20 protein-coding genes are annotated in these 20,769 nt (G+C 62.9%); 8 read left to right on the top strand and 12 right to left on the bottom strand.

The window, feature by feature from the left end; genetic code table 11:
* Nucleotides 1-98 precede the first annotated feature (98 nt).
* The 3 genes from ATN38_RS32745 to ATN38_RS12020 are packed head-to-tail and all read right to left on the bottom strand — an operon-like array spanning nucleotide 99 to nucleotide 2,888.
* Entirely contained in the window at nucleotides 99-230 is a 132-nt protein-coding gene (locus ATN38_RS32745; protein ID WP_256082667.1) for a hypothetical protein, read from the bottom strand.
* The gene (locus ATN38_RS12025) at nucleotides 227-817 is read right to left on the bottom strand and encodes a TetR/AcrR family transcriptional regulator (RefSeq protein ID WP_003941800.1); all 591 of its coding nucleotides are present in this window, start codon (nucleotides 815-817) and stop codon (nucleotides 227-229) included. Before ATN38_RS12025 ends, ATN38_RS32745 begins: the two co-directional genes overlap by 4 nt.
* Before the next feature lie 58 nt (nucleotides 818-875).
* Entirely contained in the window at nucleotides 876-2,888 is a 2,013-nt protein-coding gene (locus ATN38_RS12020) for an MFS transporter (RefSeq protein ID WP_065456578.1), read from the bottom strand.
* A gap of 178 nt (nucleotides 2,889-3,066) precedes the next feature.
* Here ATN38_RS12020 and ATN38_RS12015 point away from each other — a divergent pair, with 178 nt between their 5' ends.
* From ATN38_RS12015 to ATN38_RS12005, 3 genes are read left to right on the top strand one after another with little or no spacing between them, the layout of a single operon-like run.
* Nucleotides 3,067-3,261, top strand: a complete 195-nt coding sequence (locus ATN38_RS12015; RefSeq protein ID WP_003941743.1) for a DUF1918 domain-containing protein — start codon at nucleotides 3,067-3,069, stop codon at nucleotides 3,259-3,261.
* 57 nt (nucleotides 3,262-3,318) lie between these two features.
* Complete coding sequence (locus ATN38_RS12010; RefSeq protein ID WP_042450140.1) at nucleotides 3,319-3,942, top strand: TetR/AcrR family transcriptional regulator; 624 nt, start codon at nucleotides 3,319-3,321, stop codon at nucleotides 3,940-3,942.
* Between the two features lie 56 nt (nucleotides 3,943-3,998).
* Entirely contained in the window at nucleotides 3,999-4,355 is a 357-nt protein-coding gene (locus ATN38_RS12005) for a PLD nuclease N-terminal domain-containing protein (protein WP_003941757.1), read from the top strand.
* A gap of 1 nt (nucleotide 4,356) precedes the next feature.
* On the opposite strand, the gene ATN38_RS12000 is transcribed toward ATN38_RS12005, so the two are convergent.
* Complete coding sequence (locus ATN38_RS12000) at nucleotides 4,357-5,247, bottom strand: LysR family transcriptional regulator (RefSeq protein WP_042450139.1); 891 nt, start codon at nucleotides 5,245-5,247, stop codon at nucleotides 4,357-4,359.
* 83 nt (nucleotides 5,248-5,330) lie between these two features.
* Here ATN38_RS12000 and ATN38_RS11995 point away from each other — a divergent pair, with 83 nt between their 5' ends.
* Nucleotides 5,331-6,239, top strand: a complete 909-nt coding sequence (locus ATN38_RS11995; protein WP_065456576.1) for a DMT family transporter — start codon at nucleotides 5,331-5,333, stop codon at nucleotides 6,237-6,239.
* A 49-nt stretch (nucleotides 6,240-6,288) separates the two neighbouring features.
* Here ATN38_RS11995 and ATN38_RS11990 read toward each other — a convergent pair whose 3' ends face one another.
* Entirely contained in the window at nucleotides 6,289-6,882 is a 594-nt protein-coding gene (locus ATN38_RS11990) for a TetR/AcrR family transcriptional regulator (RefSeq protein ID WP_003941729.1), read from the bottom strand.
* A 55-nt stretch (nucleotides 6,883-6,937) separates the two neighbouring features.
* Between ATN38_RS11990 and ATN38_RS11985 the strand changes: the two genes are divergently transcribed.
* The gene (locus tag ATN38_RS11985) at nucleotides 6,938-7,357 is read left to right on the top strand and encodes a PaaI family thioesterase (RefSeq protein WP_230587613.1); all 420 of its coding nucleotides are present in this window, start codon (nucleotides 6,938-6,940) and stop codon (nucleotides 7,355-7,357) included.
* Nucleotides 7,358-7,375: 18 nt separating this feature from the next.
* On the opposite strand, the gene ATN38_RS11980 is transcribed toward ATN38_RS11985, so the two are convergent.
* The 5 genes from ATN38_RS11980 to ATN38_RS11960 form a co-directional block, all read right to left on the bottom strand.
* Nucleotides 7,376-8,305, bottom strand: coding sequence for an NADP-dependent oxidoreductase (locus tag ATN38_RS11980; protein WP_073513040.1), 930 nt, complete (start codon nucleotides 8,303-8,305; stop codon nucleotides 7,376-7,378).
* A gap of 66 nt (nucleotides 8,306-8,371) precedes the next feature.
* Nucleotides 8,372-9,184, bottom strand: a complete 813-nt coding sequence (locus ATN38_RS11975; protein WP_047270120.1) for a mycofactocin-coupled SDR family oxidoreductase — start codon at nucleotides 9,182-9,184, stop codon at nucleotides 8,372-8,374.
* Nucleotides 9,185-9,278: 94 nt separating this feature from the next.
* The gene (gene treY, locus ATN38_RS11970; RefSeq protein ID WP_065456575.1) at nucleotides 9,279-11,645 is read right to left on the bottom strand and encodes a malto-oligosyltrehalose synthase; all 2,367 of its coding nucleotides are present in this window, start codon (nucleotides 11,643-11,645) and stop codon (nucleotides 9,279-9,281) included.
* Nucleotides 11,646-11,658: 13 nt separating this feature from the next.
* The gene (gene glgX / locus ATN38_RS11965; RefSeq protein ID WP_003941662.1) at nucleotides 11,659-13,998 is read right to left on the bottom strand and encodes a glycogen debranching protein GlgX; all 2,340 of its coding nucleotides are present in this window, start codon (nucleotides 13,996-13,998) and stop codon (nucleotides 11,659-11,661) included.
* A gap of 57 nt (nucleotides 13,999-14,055) precedes the next feature.
* Complete coding sequence (locus ATN38_RS11960; protein WP_007733120.1) at nucleotides 14,056-15,348, bottom strand: adenosylmethionine--8-amino-7-oxononanoate transaminase; 1,293 nt, start codon at nucleotides 15,346-15,348, stop codon at nucleotides 14,056-14,058.
* A gap of 38 nt (nucleotides 15,349-15,386) precedes the next feature.
* Here ATN38_RS11960 and ATN38_RS11955 point away from each other — a divergent pair, with 38 nt between their 5' ends.
* The 3 genes from ATN38_RS11955 (at nucleotide 15,387) to ATN38_RS11945 (ending at nucleotide 18,812) form a co-directional block, all read left to right on the top strand.
* Nucleotides 15,387-16,532 carry an 8-amino-7-oxononanoate synthase gene (locus tag ATN38_RS11955; RefSeq protein WP_065456574.1) on the top strand — a complete coding sequence of 382 codons (1,146 nt, stop codon included), beginning with the start codon at nucleotides 15,387-15,389 and terminating at the stop codon, nucleotides 16,530-16,532.
* Nucleotides 16,529-17,212, top strand: coding sequence for a dethiobiotin synthase (bioD, locus tag ATN38_RS11950; RefSeq protein WP_065456573.1), 684 nt, complete (start codon nucleotides 16,529-16,531; stop codon nucleotides 17,210-17,212). Before ATN38_RS11955 ends, bioD begins: the two co-directional genes overlap by 4 nt.
* 187 nt (nucleotides 17,213-17,399) lie before the next feature.
* Nucleotides 17,400-18,812: a GGDEF domain-containing protein gene (locus ATN38_RS11945; RefSeq protein ID WP_231915827.1), complete on the top strand. Its 1,413-nt coding sequence runs from the start codon at nucleotides 17,400-17,402 to the stop codon at nucleotides 18,810-18,812.
* A gap of 61 nt (nucleotides 18,813-18,873) precedes the next feature.
* Here ATN38_RS11945 and ATN38_RS11940 read toward each other — a convergent pair whose 3' ends face one another.
* A complete protein-coding gene (locus ATN38_RS11940) occupies nucleotides 18,874-20,256 on the bottom strand; it encodes a tripartite tricarboxylate transporter permease (protein ID WP_047270124.1) in 1,383 nt (460 codons plus the stop codon).
* Nucleotides 20,253-20,744 carry a hypothetical protein gene (locus ATN38_RS11935; RefSeq protein WP_003941716.1) on the bottom strand — a complete coding sequence of 164 codons (492 nt, stop codon included), beginning with the start codon at nucleotides 20,742-20,744 and terminating at the stop codon, nucleotides 20,253-20,255. The genes ATN38_RS11940 and ATN38_RS11935 overlap by 4 nt, the downstream gene beginning before the upstream one ends.
* Nucleotides 20,745-20,769 lie beyond the last annotated feature (25 nt).

The raw sequence follows: 20,769 nt of genomic DNA, 5'->3' as shown, positions 1-20,769 counted from the left end.
TGTGGATCACTGCAATCGAGGGTGATCGATCCCAAGCAAGCTACAGGCATGGTCTCGACGCTACAGAATGCCTTGCTTCGGCTTCCTTTGCGGAGGCGTCATTCGTCGGTGGGCTCGATGTGTTCGGCACCGAGGACGGAGAGTCGGTATTCCTGTGCGTCCTGCTCGGTTTCGAAATCTTTCTCTTCGAGGAGATTCCGGTCGGCGTCGAGGTATCGGTAAGTAGTCATTCCTCCACCGTGTCACTGATGAACGATTCGTGCTCGGATACCGGTTCGATTTCGTCGACGGCTATTTGAATCAGCCTTCCGTAGCGCCGGATCAGATCCTCCGACGACAGTGAATCCTCACCGAGGAGTTCGAGCGTCCGCATGCCGGTGGCCAGTCCGAGCAGCAGTGAGACGACGATCTGGCTGCGTACCAAACCGGGCTCCGTGTCGCCGATGCGGCGCGCGATCCCGTGAACGTATCGTTGCTTGATCTCGGCCCGAGCGGCGGCCGGATCTGGCGCCTCGTGAACGTGTACTGCGAGCATTGCCCACGGATCGGTTTCGTCGGATTCTCTACGAGCGACAAGTTTCTCGACCAGTTGACAGCCGATGTCTCCGGTGGCGTCGGCATTCGGATCCTCGTCCATCGGAGGTGCGGACGGGATCGCAGCCGAGTACAGCCGAGCTTTGCTGCCGTAGATCTTCATGACCAGGGCAGGGGAGTAGCCGGCTGCGACCGCGATGTCCTTGATGGTCGTCGATGCGTAACCTCGTTCCGCGAACAAGGCTTTCGCTGCTGTGAGGATGCTGGCTTCGCCGCTGCTCATGTCGCTCGCCTCCGCCTCGATACCCGATCGCCATGCGTTCGGTTGCTCGTACTGGCGTTCATACTGTCGTCAACGGCTCGGCATCGACGGGTACGTCGAAGTCGACGACGGTGGACTGCGCGATGACCGCTATCTGACGAGCCAATGTGCCGTGTCCGCTCTCGGTCAGCGCGGTCAGGATGTACCGGCCGGATGTCGGGAGCGCGATTCCGTAGTGCCCGGTTCCGTCGGTGACGGTGGATGCGACGAATTCGCCGGTCGGTTTCGTGAGCGTGACGACGGTTCCCGAGGTTGTTCGGCCGCCGACTCCGACCTTGCCGGAGATGGTGAGGCGGTCACCGAGTTCGACGGTGTGCGTCGATTGCGCGCTGTCGAAAGCGATCACCTGCGACCGAGGGGACCAGCCGTCGGCACTCGTCACTACCAAATACCGTCCGGGCCGGGGTAGGGCGAGGGAAAAGTTGCCCTCGTTGTCGGCGCGACTCCAGTCGATCGGTCGACCCTCCATGTCCATCACGGTGACAACGGCCTGCCGGATCGGTCGGCTGTCGGCCCGGATCACACGACCGGCAACCACAATTTCCGTTTCGGACACGGCGGCGTCGGGAAGCTCGAACCCTTCCGGGGTCACCGGGCGAAGTGCCGCTTCCGGTTTTGCGCCGCGGCGAGGAATGAACGCAGCGGCAGCGGCAGCAGCCACGGCGGCGAGGGCGGCCAGCCAGAAGATGTTCTTGAAGGCGTCGATCGACGGAAGGCCCTCGCCCGGCCCGGACGGGATGACCATCGAAGTGAGCATGGCGGCAACCACCGCGCTGGACGTGGAAGTACCGACTGAGCGGAGCAGCGAATTGAGGCCGTTTGCCGACGCGGTTTCGGTAATCGGAACCGATCGCATGATCAGCATCGGCATCGCGGAGTAGGCGATTGCGGTTCCGATGCTGACCACCGCCGCGCTGATGATGATCAGTGCTATCGAACCGGTCAGGAACACTCGCGCGATGTAGGCGAGCGCGAGCACCGTGCCGCCGACGATCAGGGTGATCTTGGCTCCGAATCGCTTCGTGATGTTCGCGGAGACGGGCGCGAAGAAGACCATCGCGAGGCCTGCCGGAATCATGCACAGTCCGGCCGCCATCACGCCCAGTTCGAAGCCGTAGCCGGAGATCTTCGGCATCTGAAGTTGTTGGGTGGTGGAGAGGTTGTTCGCGTACATCGAGAAGCCGACGAGGATCGAGGCGACGTTGGTCAGCAGAACAGGCCGCTTGGCCGACGTTCGAAGATCGACCATCGGCTGGGTGACGCGGAGTTCGTAAGGGAACCACAATGCGAGAGTCACGATTCCGATGACGAACATCAGCAATGTCAGTTCGCTCGTCCACCCCCAACTGGCGCCCTTGGAGATGGCGAGGAGGATCGCCGTGAGTGCTGTCGAGAGCATGACCGCGCCCAGGAAGTCGAATTTGCCGCGGGTACGAAGACTCGATTCCGGGACGACGACGGCTACCGCGATGATCAGCAGGACGCCCACGATCGCCGAGAGCCAGAAGATGGCGGGCCAGCCCAGATGCTCGAAGATCAACCCGGACAGCGGGAGCCCGAGTGCGCTGCCGATTCCGAGAGTGGCACTCATCAACGCTGTTGCCGACGCCACCTTCTCCTTGGGTAGTTCGTCGCGCATGATGCTGATTCCGACGGGGATCATCGAGATCGCGAAGCCCTGGAGACCACGTCCGATCAGCAGGGCGACAAAGTTGCCGCCGATCGCCGCGACCAGTGATCCGACCACGATCATCGTCATCGAGATCAGCATCATGCGTCGTTTTCCGAACATGTCTGCCAGGCGGGAGACGATCGGAGTGGCGACGGCACTCGTGAGGAGCGTGACGGTGACGAGCCAGGAGGCGTCGTCAGCGCTGACGCCGAGGATCTTCGGGAAATCGGGCAACAACGGAATGACCATCGTTTGTTGCAGCGCGACCACGGTGCCGGAAAGACAGAGAATTGCGGTAATGAGCCGACTTGAACGGCGAGTGGTCGGAGACGAGTGCAATGCCAAGAGACGGTCCTTCACGCGGCGATGGTGAACGGGAATTCACCCTGAGTGAACCACTGTTCACCCGTCGGTGTCACCTTCGGTGAATATGCGATTTCTCACGACGGCAACTCGCCCCGGGGTTTCCGAGTCGGCATGACGGGAACAACGTCAGTGGTTGGTCTGCGCCTGCGCGAGCGGGCAGCGAGGAGGAGTGATGCATGCCGAAGTGGGTGACCGTCTCCACGTCCAGGGGCGCGTGGTGGGGCAGGCGGAGGTAACTGCCGAGGTTCTCGAGGTGCACGGCGAGGACGGCGGTCCTCCGTATCTGGTCAGGTACGACAACGGCCACGAGGCGTTGGTGTTTCCCGGTAGCGACGGCTGGATAGATCACCCCGGAAAAGGCTCCTGAGCTGCACGATTCTTTCCATGCATGGTCGTTGCATCGAATGCGGCTAAAGTGTGCGCAATGGAGGGCAGACGCCAGTACCACTCCCGCGTGCGTGAAGCTTCCGCGCAGCGAACGCGTGAACTCATTCGTGATGCGGCGACGGCCTTGTTTATTCGAGACGGGTATGTCAAAGCCACCGTCAAGCAGATTGCCGCCTCGGCCGGCGTCGCCGATCGGACGGTGTTCACAGCCTTCCCCGGCGGGAAACTCGAGATCTTCGAAGCGGCCCTCGCTGCGGCGCTCGATGCCGAAGAGGTTCCACTCGGCGCGCCGAACCTGGCCTCGGACCCCGATGACGTTCGCCGGATCGTCTCCCAGATCGTGGCTCAGGGCATCGGACTGCTCGAACGTGCCGGCGCTCTGATGATGGTCGCGGTCGAATCCTCGGGTGCGGATGCCGACATGCGTCGACTATCCGAGGAGTCGTCGGATCAGTCGGCCGTCAATGCGATGTCGATAGCCGAGGGTCTCTCCGAGCATGGCTTGTTGAGGCCTGAGATTTCGCTCGAGAAAGCCGCGGGCATACTTGCCGCTTTCGTCTCGCCTCAGCTTCATCAGCAATTGCGTCGGGTCAGTGGATGGGACGTCGATGCGTACCGAGGATGGCTCGAGTTCAACATTCGCCAGAATCTAATGTACTAATTGGTCTGTTTTCGTTAGCATGGCGAGGGTTTTTATTCTCGGGAGGAATCGCCAGCGTGCCCTATGCCTTGTTCGGCCTCATCACGATGTTGCTGTGGATTTTCTGCATCGTCGACGCCATCACGAGAGATGACGCCTACATCCAGTACCTACCCAAGGTCGTCTGGATTCTGATCATCATCTTCCTTCCTACTTTGGGATCGGTTCTGTGGCTGGTGGTCGGGCGCGGACAGAACGCGCCCCGCGGTTACGTCGGCCCAACCGGTTACGGCGAATACGAGCGCCCGGGACGTGCCGTTGCGCAGGATCCGGCGGCGGACGAAGCCTTCTTGCGTCAGTGCCGCGAGCGGGCGGAAGAGCAGCGTCGAATTGCCAAGCAGCAGCGCCGCGACGGCGACGCTGATCGGATGTGAGTTATCGGTAGGCCGTGAGTCGGTCCAACACGAGCCGAAGCGGCGGCCACGACGATCGGCCGCGACGCGTCACCGCATAGGCAGTGAGGATGACGGGCGGATCGACGAGTGGTTCGACGCGCACGCCTTCGCGAGTCTTGCGTTCGAGCGGCATCAGCCCCACGCCGTAACCACTGAGGATCAAGAGTTCGACCAAGTCGAGACTGTCGATCTGGTGAGTGATCCGAGGGGTGAACCCGGCCAGCGACGCGAGGGTTCGCACAGCGCGCTCGTCTGCCGTGTTGCGTGAGTTCACTATCCATGACGTGTCGGCGAAGGCGCGGAGATCGATTCCGGATTCTGTGGACTTGTCGGGAGCTTTGGCGTCGTCGGGAACACACAGTCCCCATGGCGTCGACCAGAGCGGAATTGCTTCGAGTAGTGGGCTCGGCGACGCGGGGGCAAGGTTGTAGTCGTACGTCAGTGCGAGGTCTAGATCGTCGCGTTCGAGGAGTGCAAAAGCCTCGACGGGTTCGTATTCGTAGATCATCACGTCCACCTGCGGGTGACTGCGTTGCAGGCTTCGAGCGACGGGGAGCATCGCGGTTCTGATCGCAGTTGCGAATCCGCCGACTCGCAGGGTCCCCACCGGTTCCGCGTCCGGATCGAGGTCCAGGCGAGCTGCATCGACGGCTGCCAGGATGGTGACGGCATGTTCGGCCAGCCGTTGACCGGCCGGCGTCAGCCGCACCCGGCGACCGTCGGGCTCGATCAGTGCGGTACCGGTCTCCGCGGTCAAGGCCGCGAGTTGTTGGGACACTGTCGACGTCGTGAGGTTGTGCGCTTCGGCGACCGCACGCATCGAACCCAAGCGGGAGAGTTCGAGGAGGAGATGGAGTCGACGGGTTTCCATCCTTCGATCATTCACTAATCGTGAACATAATGTAGGTCAAAATCGCGTGGACACGAACGGTTGGCCTCCCGTTCAATTCAGCTATGGATACGAAAGCGCGGGCCGGAGTGGGCCTGGCTGTTTTGGCGATGTTGTGCGTGCAGCTCGGGCTCGCTGTGTCGGTGGGCCTGATCGATCAGCTCGGCGCAGACGGAGCGGCGTGGCTACGACTCGCCTGGGCAGGCATCATTCTTCTGATCATCGTCAGGCCCCGACCTTCGGCGTTCACTCGCAAGGCGTTTCTGGCTTGCGTGGTTCTGGGTGTGGTCACCGCAGGCATGACGCTCCTGTTCATGGCAGCGGTGGAGCGCCTTCCGCTGGGAACAGCAAGCGCATTGGAATTCTTGGGTCCGCTGACGGTTGCATTGCTCCGGGGGCGTGGCCGCGTTCTGTGGCCGGTTCTGGCAGGCGTGGGCGTCGTGCTTCTCACCGAACCATGGGCAGGGACAGTCGATCTGGTCGGTGTGGCGTACGCACTCGGTGCGGCGCTCTGCTGGGCGATGTACATAGTGCTCACCCAGCGCGTCGGCGACGAGGTTGCCGGTATCAACGGGCTGGCGGTGTCGATGGCGGTAGCCGGGTTGGCCGCGACAATTGCCGTAGGCCACTCGGCTATCGGGCGGCTGACTCCGCATCTGATTCTCGTGGGCCTCGGACTCGCGATCTTGCTGCCCGTCGTGCCGTTCGTTCTGGAGATGGTCTCGTTGCGAAGGCTGTCCACGGCGGCGTTCGGCACGCTGATGAGTCTCGAGCCTGCTTTCGCGCAGCTTATCGGTCTGGTTGTGCTGCAACAGGTTCCGAGTGTTCTGGCCGTGGCAGGTATCGCGTGCGTCGTCGTCGCAGGAATCGGCGCGGCCCGCGGTGGTGCTCGGGATGGTGCTCGGGATGGCGCCCGGAAGCCGACTGAGTCACCCTCCGATTCCGAGCGAACGTACCTTTCGGCGCCTTCATGAGACCGAGAGTGCCGTTCGCTCAGGTCGCGTTCGCTCAGGTCGCGTTCGCTCAGTGCGAGTGCGCCGCGGCGATTGCTCCGTCGAACACGTCGGCGACCTCGCCGAGGGAATCGAGAATCGGCTGACCGGATCGTTCGACGCGAGCCCGCACCAGCGAGCCCTCGAGCGCGGACACTGCCAGGACGGCAAGCCGTTCCGCTCGCGCACGTCCGACCCCGGACGCGATCAGTGTGTCGCGCAGTAGCGAAGTCCACTGTCGATACACCGCCTGTCCGGCGGCTGTCACGCTCTCCGAATCGGGGGCAAGTTCCAACAACACCGTCGTGATCGGCGAGCCTTCGTGGAAATCCGAATCGCTCACCCATCCGGCGAGCAACCGCGCGTACTCGCGCAGCAGCGACCCGGCGTCCGATTGGCTGTCGGCGAGTTCGGTCAGGGTGTCGGTGACCAACTGCCCGCCGACGCGGACGACCTCTTCGCCGATCTGCTCTTTGCCGCCGGGAAAGTAGTGGTAGAGCGAACCTTTCGGCGCCCCGCTCGACTTGAGGATCTCGTTGAGGCCCGTTGCCGCATACCCCTGGCGGCGAAACAGATCGGCCGCAGCTCGTACGAGTGCTTCGCGGTGTTTCGGGGGAGTCGCCACGAGTTGGAGCTTAAACACCCCAGCGATCCACCACAATCTATGTAGACTGGTCTACATGGGAAATTCTGAAATGCTCGAACAGTTGCGCGCGGTCAACGCCTCGGCGGCCTTCAACCGGTGGGCCGGATTCGAAGTCACGGAGGCCGAACCGGGTCGCGTTTGTCTGCGGCTCGAATGGCGTGAGGATCTGGGCCAGTACTCGGGACACCTGCACGCTGCGCTCGTGGCGGGACTCGTCGACACCGCGTGCGGATTTGCTGCTTTCACCCAGGTAGGTGTCGTGGCGGCGTCCAACTGCGCGGTCAATTTCGTGAGTCCGGGCGTCGGAACCGCATTTGTCGCTACGGCGCGCTCGGTCAAGGCCGGGCGCAAGCAGGTGTTCGTCACTGCCGAGGTACATGCCGAACGCGAAGGCGAATCGGTGCTCGTCGCGTTCGGCACCACCCTGTTGGTTCCACTCGCCCCTAAGGCCTAGGCAAGACAGAGCTGAAGGTCACGGAACGAGGATGAACTTTCCCGCGGGGTGCGAACTCTGCAACTCGGTGTGAGCGAGTGCCACGTCCGCTAGCGGGAAGGTCTTGGCGATCTTCACGATGAGGTGTCCGGAACCGGCTTGTTCGACAAGTTCGGATCGTGCCTTCAAACGCGCTTCCGCACTTGCCGGATTGCCTCCGCCGACGGAAGCGAAGCCGTCGGTCTGGGCGCGTCCGAACGCGACGATGGTGACGATGCGACTCTTGTCGGTGACCAAAGCCAGAGATGCATCGACGGCTTCGTCCATTCCGGCGGTGTCGAACGCCGCATCGACGCCGTTCGGCGCGAGTTCACGGACACGCGCTTCGAGGCCGTGGCCGTAGAGCACAGGCGTGGCGCCGAGCGAGCGCACGTAATCCTGATTCGAGGCTCCCGCAGTGCCGATCACCGTAGCTCCGCGACCAACTGCCAGCTGAACAGCGATCGCGCCGACGCCGCCGGACGCGCCGTGGATGAGAACGGTGTCGCCGGAACCGACCCGAATGGTGTCGAGGGCGTCGACTGCAGTTCCGCCGACCAGAAGGAGGCCGGCTGCCTGTTCCCAGCTGATGCCTGCGGGCTTCGCGGTGACAGAGGAGACCGGCACGACTACTTGTTCGGAGTAGAGGCCGTTGCCGGGGCTGACGATCACTTCGTCGCCGACGTTCACATTTGTGACGCCGTCGCCGACAGCCGAGACGACGCCCGCTGCCTCGCCGCCGAGGCGGATGGGAAGTTTCTCGGGGTCGGTGCCGAAAGCGCCGCTGTAGAGCTTGAAGTCGAAGGGATTGACGCCGATCGCCTTCACGTCGACCAGGACTTCACCTGATTTCGGTGCCGGTAAATCGACGTCCACCAGCTTCAGGACCTCGGGCGTGCCGTACGTCTGCGCTACAACAGTTTTGGTCATGTCTCGCGCAACCGTCCTCGGGGAAACGATATTCCCCGAGGACGGGAAAAACTCGAGAAGATTCGATCAGCGGATCAGGGTGCCCAGATCGAGCGGCATCGCGATGCCGGTGATGTGATGGGCCTCGTCGGAACCGAGGAACGCGACGGCGGCGGCGATGTCCTCCGGCTGGCTGACCGGGTCGGGCAAGGTCTGCATGAAGATCGGACCGAGTGTGTGGGCGTTGGCGTCGATGAGCGGCCGCATGTCCGTCATCTGCATTCCGGTTTCCACGCCGTGTGGGTGGATGGTGTTGACCCGAATGTTGTACTGCCCCAACTCCGAGGCCATCGTCTTGGCCAGACCGGTGATGCCGTGTTTGCTCGCGACGTAATGGCCGAGGAAGGGGAGGCCGCGCAGGCCGGCGACGGAGCTGGTGAAGATGATCGAGCCACCGGTGCCTTGCTTGATCAGGTGCGGGATCGCTGCCTTGGCGGTGTGGAAGACGCCGGTCAGGTTGACGTCGAGCGTTTCCTGCCACTGCTCGGGCGTGATTTCCCAGGACATGTTGGCAGAACAGATTCCGGCGTTCGCGACGACGACGTCAAGTCGCCCCAATTCGTCGATGCCGGCCGCGAGCGCCGCGGACAGCGCAGAGAAGTCGCGAACGTCGGTCTTGGTAGCGACAATTCGACGGTCCAGGGCCTTGACCATTTCGACTGTCTCGGCCAGGTCGTCGTCGGTGGCGCCGGCATACGAGGTGGATTCGAATTGAACACACGCGTCGACGGCGATGATGTCTGCGCCCTCTTCTGCCAGCCGGACAGCTTCGGCGCGCCCCTGACCACGGGCGGCTCCGGTGATGAAGGCAACTTTTCCGGTGAATCGACTGGCGGCCATGCTCAAACCTCCGACTAGTGGTGATGATCTGCTCTTCGGAAGTTAGCGCGACGAAGTTCTTTTCGGGGGTGAATGCCCAGTCAGCGGAAACCGCTCAGCGCACCCTGGTCAACAGGGCACATGGCCCGGCAGCGAAGATGTCCCGCGCATCCGAAGACAAGACGGGTTGTCCGCTCAGTGCGTCGACCCATTCGCCATCTGGCAGGTCCACTCGCGTATCTCTCCAACCGTGCGACGAGAGTCTGAGCGAATGTCGCGTCGCCAGAGCAACGACCATAGGCGGATCACCTGCCGGGCCGCGCGAGAAGCCGACCAGATGACCGGATCCGGAACCTGAAGCGAAGACCGGCCGGTACTCACCGTGATCGAACCACGAGGGGTTCTCCCGCCGCAGTGTCAGTGCCGTGCGAACGAGGTGCAACTTTGCGGTTCCGGTTGCGTCGATCGGCGCGGCGCCGGAATCGAGCAGTGATCGCCTCGTTCCGTAGTCGACAAGCCGCCGGTTGTCCGGATCGACCAACGAGTCCTCCCACAGCTCAGTGCCCTGGTAGACGTCGGGAACGCCGGGCCCGAGAAGTTGGAGCAGCTTTTGGCCCAGAGAGTCCGACCAGCCGTGACGCGCGATCCGGCCGACGAATTCGCTGACCGAATCACCGACTGGGCCGTCGATCACCTCGTCGATCCAGCGGTGCACTGCCGACTCGAAGTCGACGTCCGGATCGTTCCAGGAAGTTCTGGCGCCGGACTCGCGGACGGCTTTCTCCGCATAGGCGTGCAAACGCTCGCGCAGCTCTGGAACCGAGGCTGCCGAGCGGCCGTCCGCCGGCCACACACCGATGATGTTCTGCCACAAGAACAATCCGGTAAGCGGATCAGGGCTGGGGCACACGTCTTCCCACTCGCGAATCAGCCGGGCCCACAGCGTCGGCACCTGAGACACAACACCGATCCGTGCCCGCACGTCCTCGCCGCGTTTGGTGTCGTGAGTGGACAGACTCGTCATCGCGCGCGGCCACCGCTTCGCTCGGTCCGCGTTGTGGAGATGGAATTCGGCGACGGAGACGGCAAGCGATGCCGGGTTGCCGCCGACTTCCTGACGTGAGACCAGGCGCGCCGTCCGATAGAAGAGTCGATCTTCGACGGACTTGGCCATGACAGCGCCACACACCTGCTGGAAGCGAACTGAGGCTTCACCGCTGTTCACCAGGGATTGCGCCAACACGTTGAACGATGGTTCATGTCCGGGAGCCAATTCGTGCATGTCGCCGACGATCCGAGCGGCCAAACCGGCGAGGGGACTGTAGTCGGATCGGTACACCGGCATCCGAGCGATCGCGACGACAACTGCGTCGTTCAGTTCGGTCTCACTGCAACGACTTCCGGTTTCGCGTCGGATTGCACGTACGAGCCTGCGAACCTCCGGTGCCAGGTCACCGCGCCCGGTGTCGCGTTTGAACTGACGTTCGGTGTGATGCAACCACGTACTGTCCCCGTCGTCGCCGGTCAGATCTGCCGAGAGTTCGGTCAATTCGAGTTCGGCGGCGGGATCGACGAAAATGCCGCCCAGCTGATTGAGGGCGTCGTATCCGGTGGTGCCGTCGATCGGGAGCATCGGATCGAGTGGTTCCGTATGGCCGAGGATCTTTTCGATCACGAGCCACTGATCTGGTCCGATCAGTTCTCGCAGGCGCCCGAGATATTCCGCCGGATTCGCGAGTCCGTCCGGATGATCGATGCGAACGCCGTCGATCAGTCCTTCGTCGACCCACGACTTCACTTGCCGATGGCAGAGTTCGAAGACGTGGGGGTCCTCCTGGCGCAGCGCAGCGAGTTCGTTGACGGCAAAGAACCGTCGGTAGTTGACGATCCCGGCGTTCCACGGTACGAGTCGGTACGACTGCCTGGAGTGCACCTCCTGTGGAGATCCGAATTCAGTACCGGCAGCGATGGGGAAGCGGTGCTCGTAGAACGCGAGAAGTGTTTCCTCGCCATCTTTCTCGACAGTCAGTGCGTCGAGATCGTCCGGGCTACCCAGTACCGGGAGTGAGAGTTTGCCGTCGGCGCCGTTGGCTCCGTTGTCCTCGGCCCAATCGATGTCGAAGAAATGCGCGTACTCCGACGACTGCCCGTGCGTGAGAACGTCCCACCACCAAGCATTTTCGCGAGGTTTGGCGACACCGACGTGGTTGGGGACCAGATCGACGATCAGGCCCATCCCACGTGATCGAACGGCGCGCGAGAGCTCCACCAGGGCCTCGCGGCCACCAAGTCCTTCGGACACGGTTGTCGGATCGGTGACGTCGTAGCCGTGCGTCGATCCGGACGTCGCAGTGAGGATGGGGGAGAGATAGAGATGTGAGACCCCCAATGCCTCGAAGTAGTCCACCTGTGCGGCCGCATCACGAAGAGTGAATGCATCCGGTCGCAACTGCAGTCTGTAGGTGCTGGTTATCGGGGCCATGTGCACGTCTCCCTCAAGCGGTTCTGCGAAGTACCGTCAATGCTCGCGCTTTTACATCCAATGTTGTTCCGGCTTTGATCACGGTATCGCTCTCACCGGTGGGGACCGAGGTGTCGAGTACGACGGTCCACTCCGAGGCGTAGTCCGCGTTGGGGGTGGAGAATTCGAGATCTTCGTAGTGGGCGTTGAAGCAGAGAAGGAACGAATCTCCGGTGACGCGCTCGCCACGGTAGTTCGGTTCCGGGATCGCGTCACCGTTGAGAAAGACAGCCAACGACTTGCCGAAACCGCTGTCCCAGTCGGCCGGAGTCATCTCTTCGCCAGACGGCGTGAGCCAGGCGATGTCGCGACTCTGATCGCCGCTTCGAATAGGTCGCCCCTCGAAGAATCGACGACGCCGGAAGACCGGGTTCTTGGCGCGCAAGGCAATTGCGCGCTTGGTGAACTCGACGAGGTCGGCGTTGGTTTCCGCGAGAGTCCAATCCATCCATGACAGTTCCGAATCCTGGCAGTAAACGTTGTTGTTACCCTGCTGAGTTCGGCCCATCTCGTCGCCGTGAGCAAGCATCGGGGTGCCCTGGCTGAGCATCAGCGTAGCCAGTATGTTCCGGCTCTGACGGCCACGCAGTTCGAGGATTTCCGGGTCGTCGGTGGGGCCTTCGACTCCGCAGTTCCACGATCGGTTGTGCGATTCGCCGTCGTTGTTGTTCTCACCGTTGGCTTCGTTGTGCTTCTCGTTGTACGAGACGAGGTCGTGCAGGGTGAAACCGTCGTGGGCGATGACGAAGTTGATGCTCGCGCCAGGGCGACGTCCGGTGGCCTCGTAGAGATCAGAGGATCCGGTGAGACGGGAGGCGAACTCCCCCAGCGTTGCCGGCTCACCACGCCAGTAGTCGCGGACGGTGTCGCGGTATTTGCCGTTCCATTCGGTCCACAGGCCGGGGAAGTTGCCGACCTGGTAACCGCCTTCGCCGACGTCCCACGGTTCGGCGATCAGCTTCACCTGACTGACGATCGGATCCTGTTGCACGAGATCGAAGAAGGCCGAAAGGCGGTCCACGTCGTGCAGTTCACGGGCGAGTGTCGAGGCGAGGTCGAAGCGGAAACCGTCGACGTGCATCTCCGTGACCCAGTACCGCAGAGAGTCCATGATCAATTGCAGCGTATGCGGATGACGGGCGTTGAGGCTGTTGCCCGTTCCGGTGTAGTCCATGTAGTGCTCTTCGTCGCCGTCGACCAGGCGGTAGTAGGCGGCATTGTCGATTCCGCGGAAGCTGATGGTCGGCCCCATGTGATTGCCCTCGGCGGTGTGGTTGTAGACCACGTCGAGGATCACTTCGATACCCGCCTGGTGGAAGCTGCGCACCATGGCTTTGAATTCCGCTACGGCCGCATCGGGTTTCGTGGCCGAGGAGTAGTCGGTGTGTGGAGCGAGAAAGCCGAAGGTGTTGTAACCCCAGTAGTTTCGCAGACCTTGGTCGAGAAGCACCTGATCGTGCATGAACTGGTGGACCGGCATCAGTTCGATCGCCGTGACACCCAGATCGGTGAGGTGCTCGATGATCACCGGATGAGCGAGCCCCGCGTACGTGCCGCGCAATTCCTCCGGAACTCCGGGATGCGTCGCGGTCATACCCTTGACGTGCGCTTCGTAGATGACCGTCTCGTGATATGGACGCTTCGGCGAGTGGTCGGACGCCCAATCGAAGAACGGGTTGATGACGACGGTCGACATCGTATGGCCGAGCGAATCATGTTGGGGGAAAGGGATGGTGGCGGGTTCGTCGACGAGTGGTTCCGGCTCGAAGGGTTCGGGCTCGAGGATCTCGTCCGATTCCTGATCGCCCGTGGGCGAGTCGTCTTCGAGGCCCACCTCGTCCGATTCGGCTTCCGAACTCGTTTCGTCGGTAGCCTCTTGCGGCTCCACGGCGGGAGATTCGTCGTCTCCTGAAGGTTCGGGGTCCGCCGCCGATTCGACGTCGTACGAGAACAGCGAACGGTCTCCGTCGAAGTCTCCGTCGAACGCTTTTCCGTACGGGTCCAGCAGGAGCTTGCTCGGATCGCATCGCAGACCCGCAGCCGGATCGTACGGCCCGTGTACGCGGTAGCCGTATCGCTGGCCGGGGGATACCGACGGAAGGTACGCATGCCAGACGTAACCGTCGACCTCGTCCATCCGAATGCGGGTTTCGGTTCCGTCCTTGGCGATCAGGCACAGCTCGACGGCCTCGGCGACCTCGGAGAAGAGCGAGAAATTGGTCCCCGCGCCGTCGTAGGTGGCACCGAGTGGGTACGCACTGCCAGGCCATACCGGGATGGGAGTGGCTGAGGTCTCGCTCGGCGGTTGATCCATGAATCAGACCCTATCGGGTGCAGCCGATCGAATCTCGTCGACTGTCTACGGTGCCGATCACCGTTTCGCCTGGCTGCGGGCGGTTGCAAGCATTCCGGCTGTGATCTGTTCCACCTCTGCCTCCGAACACAGGTACGGAGGCATCGCGTATACGAGGTTGCGGAACGGCCGGAGCCAGACGCCGGCGTCGACGGCTGCATCGGTCGCGCTCTGCATGTCGACCGGCTGTTCGAGTTCGATCACTCCGATTCCGCCTTTGACGCGGACGTCGACGACCCCGGGAATTGTGACGGCTTCGGCGAGGCCTCGAGCGAGGCCACGTTCGAGGGTTGCGACGTCACGCCGCCAGTCCATCGCAAGCAGAAGTTCGGTCGACGCCACCGCGACGGCGCACGCGAGTGGATTGCCCATGAAGGTGGGGCCGTGCATCAGCCCGCCGCCCTCACCTGCAGTGATGGTCTCCGCGATCTCCGTGGTGCACAGCGTTGCCGCCAGACTCATGTACCCGCCGGTCAGTGCCTTGCCGACGCACATGACGTCGGGACTGACGCCGGCGTGATCGGCGGCGAACAATTCTCCGGTGCGTCCGAATCCGGTCGCGATTTCGTCGAAGACCAGGAGGACTTGGTACTTGTCGCAGAGGTTACGCAGGTCGATCAGGTACGCGGGATCGTGGAAACGCATTCCGCCGGCACCTTGGACCACTGGTTCCACGATCACCGCTGCGAGGTGCTCGTGATGCTCGGCCAAGAGCGATTCCAACTCCTGCACGTATTCGGGGAGATAGCCCGCCGGGGGAGCCTGCGCGAAGACCTGAGGGCGCAGGACGTCGGTCCAGAGAGAATGCATGCCGCCGTCGGGATCGCAGACGCTCATGGGGGTGAAGGTGTCACCGTGGTATCCGCCGCGCCAGGTCATCAAACGATTCTTCGACGGCTTTCCGAGGCTCCGCCAGTACTGGAGGCACATCTTCACTGCGACTTCGACGGCCACCGAACCGGAGTCGGAGAGGAACACCTTGTCGAGGTGAGGTGGTGTGATGTCGACGAGCAGTCGCCCGAGGCGAGCGGCGGGTTCGTGCGTCAGTCCGCCGAACATGACATGGCTCATTTTGCCGAGCTGCCGTGCGGCGGCGGTGTCGAGCACGGGATTGCGGTAGCCGTGAATGGCGGCCCACCACGAGCTCATCCCGTCGACCAATCGGCGGCCGTCGGAGAGCGTCAGGGTAGCCCCCTGCGCAGAGTCGACGATCAGCGGACGAGTCGACGCGGGAAACGATCCGTACGGATGCCAGAGGACATCGGCATCGATGGCGGAGACGTCATGGGGATCAAGTCCGGTTGTGAGCACGGATGCACCCTAACCATTGAGTTGAACGGTGTTCAAGTATGGTCGGAAAAGTGAACACCTCGCTGAATTGGCTGACGGCCGTCGAAGCGGACCGCAGGGCCGCTGGACTGCGTCGCGAACTCCGTCCTCGCACGGTCGACTCCCCGTTGATCGACCTGGCGTCGAACGATTACCTCGGACTCGTGCGGCACCCCGATGTGATCGAGGGTGCCGCGGCGGCTCTGCGCCGTTGGGGCGCGGGCGCCACGGGCTCGCGTCTGGTCACCGGCACCACCACCGAACACGAACTGCTCGAAGTCGAACTGGCCGAGTTCGTCGGGGCGGACTCCGGACTTGTCTTCTCCTCCGGTTACACAGCCAATCTCGGCGCGGTGACGGCGCTCTCGGGTCCAGGGTCGTTGATCGTCTCCGATGCGGGATCGCATGCCTCGCTGGTGGATGCCTGCCGCCTGTCACGTGCTCGGGTCGCCGTTGCTCCGCATTCGGACGTGGGCTTTCTCGCCGACACGTTGCGCAGCAGAGTGGAAGAGCGAGCGCTGGTCGTCACCGATTCGGTCTTCAGTGCCGACGGAGACCTCGCGCCACTGCGGCAGATGCATCAGGTGTGCCGCGAGTACGGGGCGATCCTGTTGGTCGACGAGGCGCATGGCATCGGTGTGCGCGGTGCCGGTGGACGTGGACTCGTCCACGAGTCGGGCCTGGCCGGTGAACCCGACGTCGTCGTGACGGCAACACTGTCCAAGTCGCTCGCCAGCCAGGGTGGAGTTGTGCTCGGTGACAACAAGATCCGCGCGCATCTCATCGACGCGGCAAGAACGTTCATCTTCGACACCGGTCTCGCACCGGCCGCCGTAGGCGCGGCCAGGGCTGCACTCGCCGTACTCCAGCGTGAGCCGACGCGAGCGCTCGACGTTCTGGCCCGGGCATCCGAGTTGGCGGACGTCACCGGTGCTCCGTCGCCTGAATCTGCTGTCGTCTCAGTCGTTCTCGGTGATCCGCAGCGGGCGTTCGATGCCGCGTCCGCGTGCCGGGATCAGGGGTTGCATGTCGGTTGCTTCCGCCCGCCGTCGGTTCCGGAAGGAACGTCACGGCTGCGTCTGACTGCACGAGCGACGCTGTCTCCTTCCGAGATGGAGCAGATCTCACTCGTACTTCGCGAGGTATTGGCAGGTGCTCGCGCATGAGTATTCTCCTGGTGACCGGCACATCGACCGACGTCGGAAAAACAGTGGTGACGGCAGCACTGGCATCGCTCGCCCTGCAGTCGGGAAAGTCGGTTGCGGTGCTCAAACCGGCCCAGACCGGCGTCGACGTGGACGGTGCGGGTGATCTGGCCGAGATCGAGCGTCTGACCGGCGGCGGTGCGACGCTGGTCGAGTTGGCGCGGTACCCCGAACCTTTGGCGCCGGATACTGCTGCCCGTCGAAGTGGTCTCCCGATGTTGGCGCTCGACGACGTGGTTCGGGTCGCCTCCGACCTGGACACCACCCACGACCTGACCCTGATCGAAGGCGCCGGCGGCTTGCTGGTCCGCTTGGGCGCCGACGGGTTCACCGCTCGCGATCTTGCCGCGGCTCTGGCAGCGCCAGTGGTGCTGGTGGTTGCGTCCGGCCTGGGCACGCTCAATCACACGGCACTGACCGTGGAAGCCCTGCGTGCATCCGGCGTGGACTGCGCCGGGTTGGTGATCGGTTCGTGGCCGCAGGAACCGGACCTCGCCGAGAGATGCAATCGCGAGGATCTGGTCTCGGTCAGCGGTGTTCCCCTTCTCGGGGTAATGCCTGCCGGAAGTGGGGGCGCGAGTGTCCGAGAGTTTGCTCGCACCGCTTCGATCACGCTCGGTGAACTTCATTTGACCAACTGACGACGTAACATCCGATTTGTCCGCATCGATAGCCAAGGCACAGTGGGGCGCCTTGGGTTTCGACGTCCCTCGCGTACGATTCCGGTCGGTATATTTCGACGGGTGTCTTGCGGCGACCCTGCATCCGGGGCGCCTTGGTCACCGATAGTGGTTGTCGAATTGTGAGTAGGTCAGTCGAATGTAGGTGGTGAGCACGGTCGAAAAGTCGTTGTCGTCATCGGCCGTACGTCGCGCACTGCTTATCGGCGTAGTCGTCTTCGTCTCGTGCCTGGTCGGAATTCTGAGCCGTCTGCCGGGCACGCTTGCAGTCTTCTGGCCGGCGAACGCGCTGCTACTCGGGATCCTCTTTCGGTCGCCGCGTTCCGCCACACTGCTCACCTGGATCTGCGTCGTAGTCGGTTATGTCGGAGCCGACCTGATCACCGGTGGGGCATGGGAGTCCACGGTGTGGCTCAACGCGGCCAACATCGTCGGGGTTGCGAGCGGCTTCTACGCCTTTCGCTGGGTCGACAGTGAGGACCGTCGACTGACCAGTATTCAGTCCGTCGGCTATCTCGTGTCGATGACTGTCGCCGCCGCGTCGATGGCGGCGCTCGTGGGCGGAATCGCGAACCGCGTGCTGTTCGGCGGGCAGTGGTGGGACGGCTGGTTGCTCTGGTTCTCGAGTGAGTTCGTCAACTACATGACCATCGTCCCCTTGGTGCTGACATTCCCTTCGCTTCGACGAGTGGATCGAGAACCGAAAGCTGTTGCCACGCTTGTGCGTCGATCAGTCGTTCCGACGGCGCTGCTGGCCGTCTGCATCATCTTGGAGTGGGTGATAGGCGGTGCCGGAGCGATCGCGTTTGCCATGCCGGCGCTGGTGACTGCAGCCTTGCTCACCAATGTATTTGTCACGTCGGTGCTCACCGCTGTGTCAACTGCCTGGACGTTGGTACTGACGGCCGACGGCCATCTCGGATTGTCCAGCGAGGGCGTCTCGCCGGTCAGCGCGTCGGTCCAGATCGGATTGTCGCTGCTGGCGGTAGCGCCGATCGCGGTGGCCTGCGTGATCCTCGAGCGTCGCCGCGCGCTCGAGGCACTCACCCAGGCCGTCACCCACGACGATCTCACCGGTGCGTTGCGCCGGGACGAATTCTTGCGGCGAGGCGGCAGCGTGACGGGTGCGACCGATCCGCGTCGCCACTCTGGACGTCCGGTCAGCGTCCTGATGATGGATCTGGATCACTTCAAGATGGTGAACGACAACCTCGGTCATCGTGCCGGCGATACGGCGTTGGTGAGTTTTGCCGATCAGGTGCGGCGGCACCTCGATGACAAGCATCTCTTCGCCCGATTGGGCGGCGAGGAGTTCGTCGTACTGATGGCCGGTGTCGATCTCGAGGGTGCGACCGAAACAGCCGAGATGATTCGACGCGCGCAAGCGGAGAATTCGTCGGCAGTATTGGGTGAATTCGGGCCGACGGTCAGCATCGGTGTCGCGTGTTCACCCCACGGCGACGCAGACCTGACGCAATTGGTCGATTGCGCTGACGAGGCGTTGTATCGAGCGAAGAAGTTGGACCGCAATCGAACCGTGGCGCTCACGGTCGGTAGCTGAAGAAATACGTGCGGACCCGCAGTTTGTTGCGGGTCCGCACGTGGTGGTGGAGTCGACCGATTCAGAACAGATTGATCAGGGCAGGAACACTGAACAGCGCTACGTAGTAACCCATGAACAGAACTCCGCCGTGAATCTTGAACAGGCGCCCGAGAAGGCCACCGACCAGGCCGACCGTCACGGTGATCAGAAGCCCGAGGACGCCGCCCTCCCAGATGCTGATGACGACGACGAGTCCCGTGAACACCGCGATCACAGCTTCGTGACTGATGTGCTTGACCACCGCTGACGCAGCGCGGTACGCGTAGTTCATGGCAAACGGGTATGCGATGACCGTTGCCGTGACCACTGCGAGCAGGCCGTAGAGCAGGAACTCCCACTGCGTCAGGTACGTGGAGAGATTGTTGATCACTCCGGTTTCCTGATTGGTCTCGAACACCGGTGGAGCGTTGAACAGAGGGGCTGCGGGGCCTGCCGCGAGCGGGCTGAGCGGAAGGCCGAAAGCGACGAGTGGGATGAGGGTTTCCGCGATGTAGGTGGATTCCGTCGTACCGTTCTTCGCCGAGACCATTGTGGTCAGTCGGTGATAGCCGTTCTTGATCCGCGCACCTACCAGCTCACCCATCAGAACAGTCATGGCGACCGGGCTGAAGACGAAGGTTGCGCTCGACACCGTGGAAGCGGCGGCGGTGTAACCGATCTGCTTGCGATCGAGGACCTTCAGAGGATTGGGGAAGTATCCCTTCCATCCTTTGATGTCCGGGGCCAATGCAACGGTTTTGGGTTCACTGCGTTCCATGTCCTTACGGCTCGACGGGCCCAAGGTCAATGCGAGGTCCGCGATCAGCGGCCCGACTGCGATCGCAAGGAAGTAGCTGATGTTCAGCGACACATCGTAATTCGACGTCAACGCGCGGGCGCCGAGGATCAAGATGACGAAGGGAACGAGGGCGACAACCCCGGCCCAGCGGCCTGGTGAGGCGTAGGCGATGCCGATGGCGGCGACCAGGAACAGCCACGGTGCTATCGACTGAACGGTGTCCGCGAACGGCGCGAGGATGGTCGCGAACAAAACGGCAACCGGCACAGCGACGAACGCCGAGATCACTGCTCCCGAGATCGCCTTGCGGAGTGCGATGTGCGGGATGCCGAGTGAGCGCATCATCTGCGCTTCCGGCAAGAGTGGAATCGCCATCGTGTCGCCGGGAATGCCCAGCAGCATCGTCGGCACCGCGTGTGTCATGTGTTTGGCGATCGCACCGGAGAGAAAGAACGTGAAGACCGCCGCCGGGGGAGCGCCGAGCAGAATCACGAGAAGAGTCAGTGGTGCGATCGTGGCGGTCTCGTCCGTGCCGGAGATCAATCCGATGAACGTGAATGCGACCGCGCCGATGATGCCGAAGAGAACGGCAATCAGAATTTCGTTGGTCAGAACCGAACTCATGCGCGCCCACCGTCCTTCGGTGTGTTCGAGACCCGTGCGTGCTCGGCCTCGGCAGCGGCGAAGTGGTCGTACAGACCCAGCTCGCGAAGTTCCTGTCGGCTCTGCTCCGGAATGTCGGCGAGAGTGCCCAGACCCTGGCGCTGTTCACTCATCGTCGTGATGACACCGTCGATCGACTCCGCGTCGGCGGCGGCCAAGGCGACTATCCGCTTCGGCTTGATGAAGATTCCGCAGACCACCCCGGCGAGCAGGCAGGCCGCGATGCCGACCAGAAGGCTGTACGCCTGGGCCAACGACGGTTCGCTGACGACCCGTTCGAACAGTGCCTGGGCCGCGAGAAGGGCCGAGGCGCCGACGACACTGCCGACTGCAACGGAGATCGCGAGGTGTCGACCGTTGACGGTGTCACCCCAGACTTCGAGGTATGTCTGCTGCTCGGTCGGCTCGGTTGTGGTGGTCGGCGTCGTTGCCGGCTGCGGTGGTGACATCAGTCTTCTCCAGTGTCATGCATGG

Origin of the sequence: Rhodococcus sp. FH8, assembly GCF_019266085.1 — a bacterium.
GTDB classification, from domain to species: domain Bacteria; phylum Actinomycetota; class Actinomycetes; order Mycobacteriales; family Mycobacteriaceae; genus Rhodococcus_F; species Rhodococcus_F qingshengii.
This window is presented reverse-complemented; position numbering and strand designations above follow the sequence as displayed.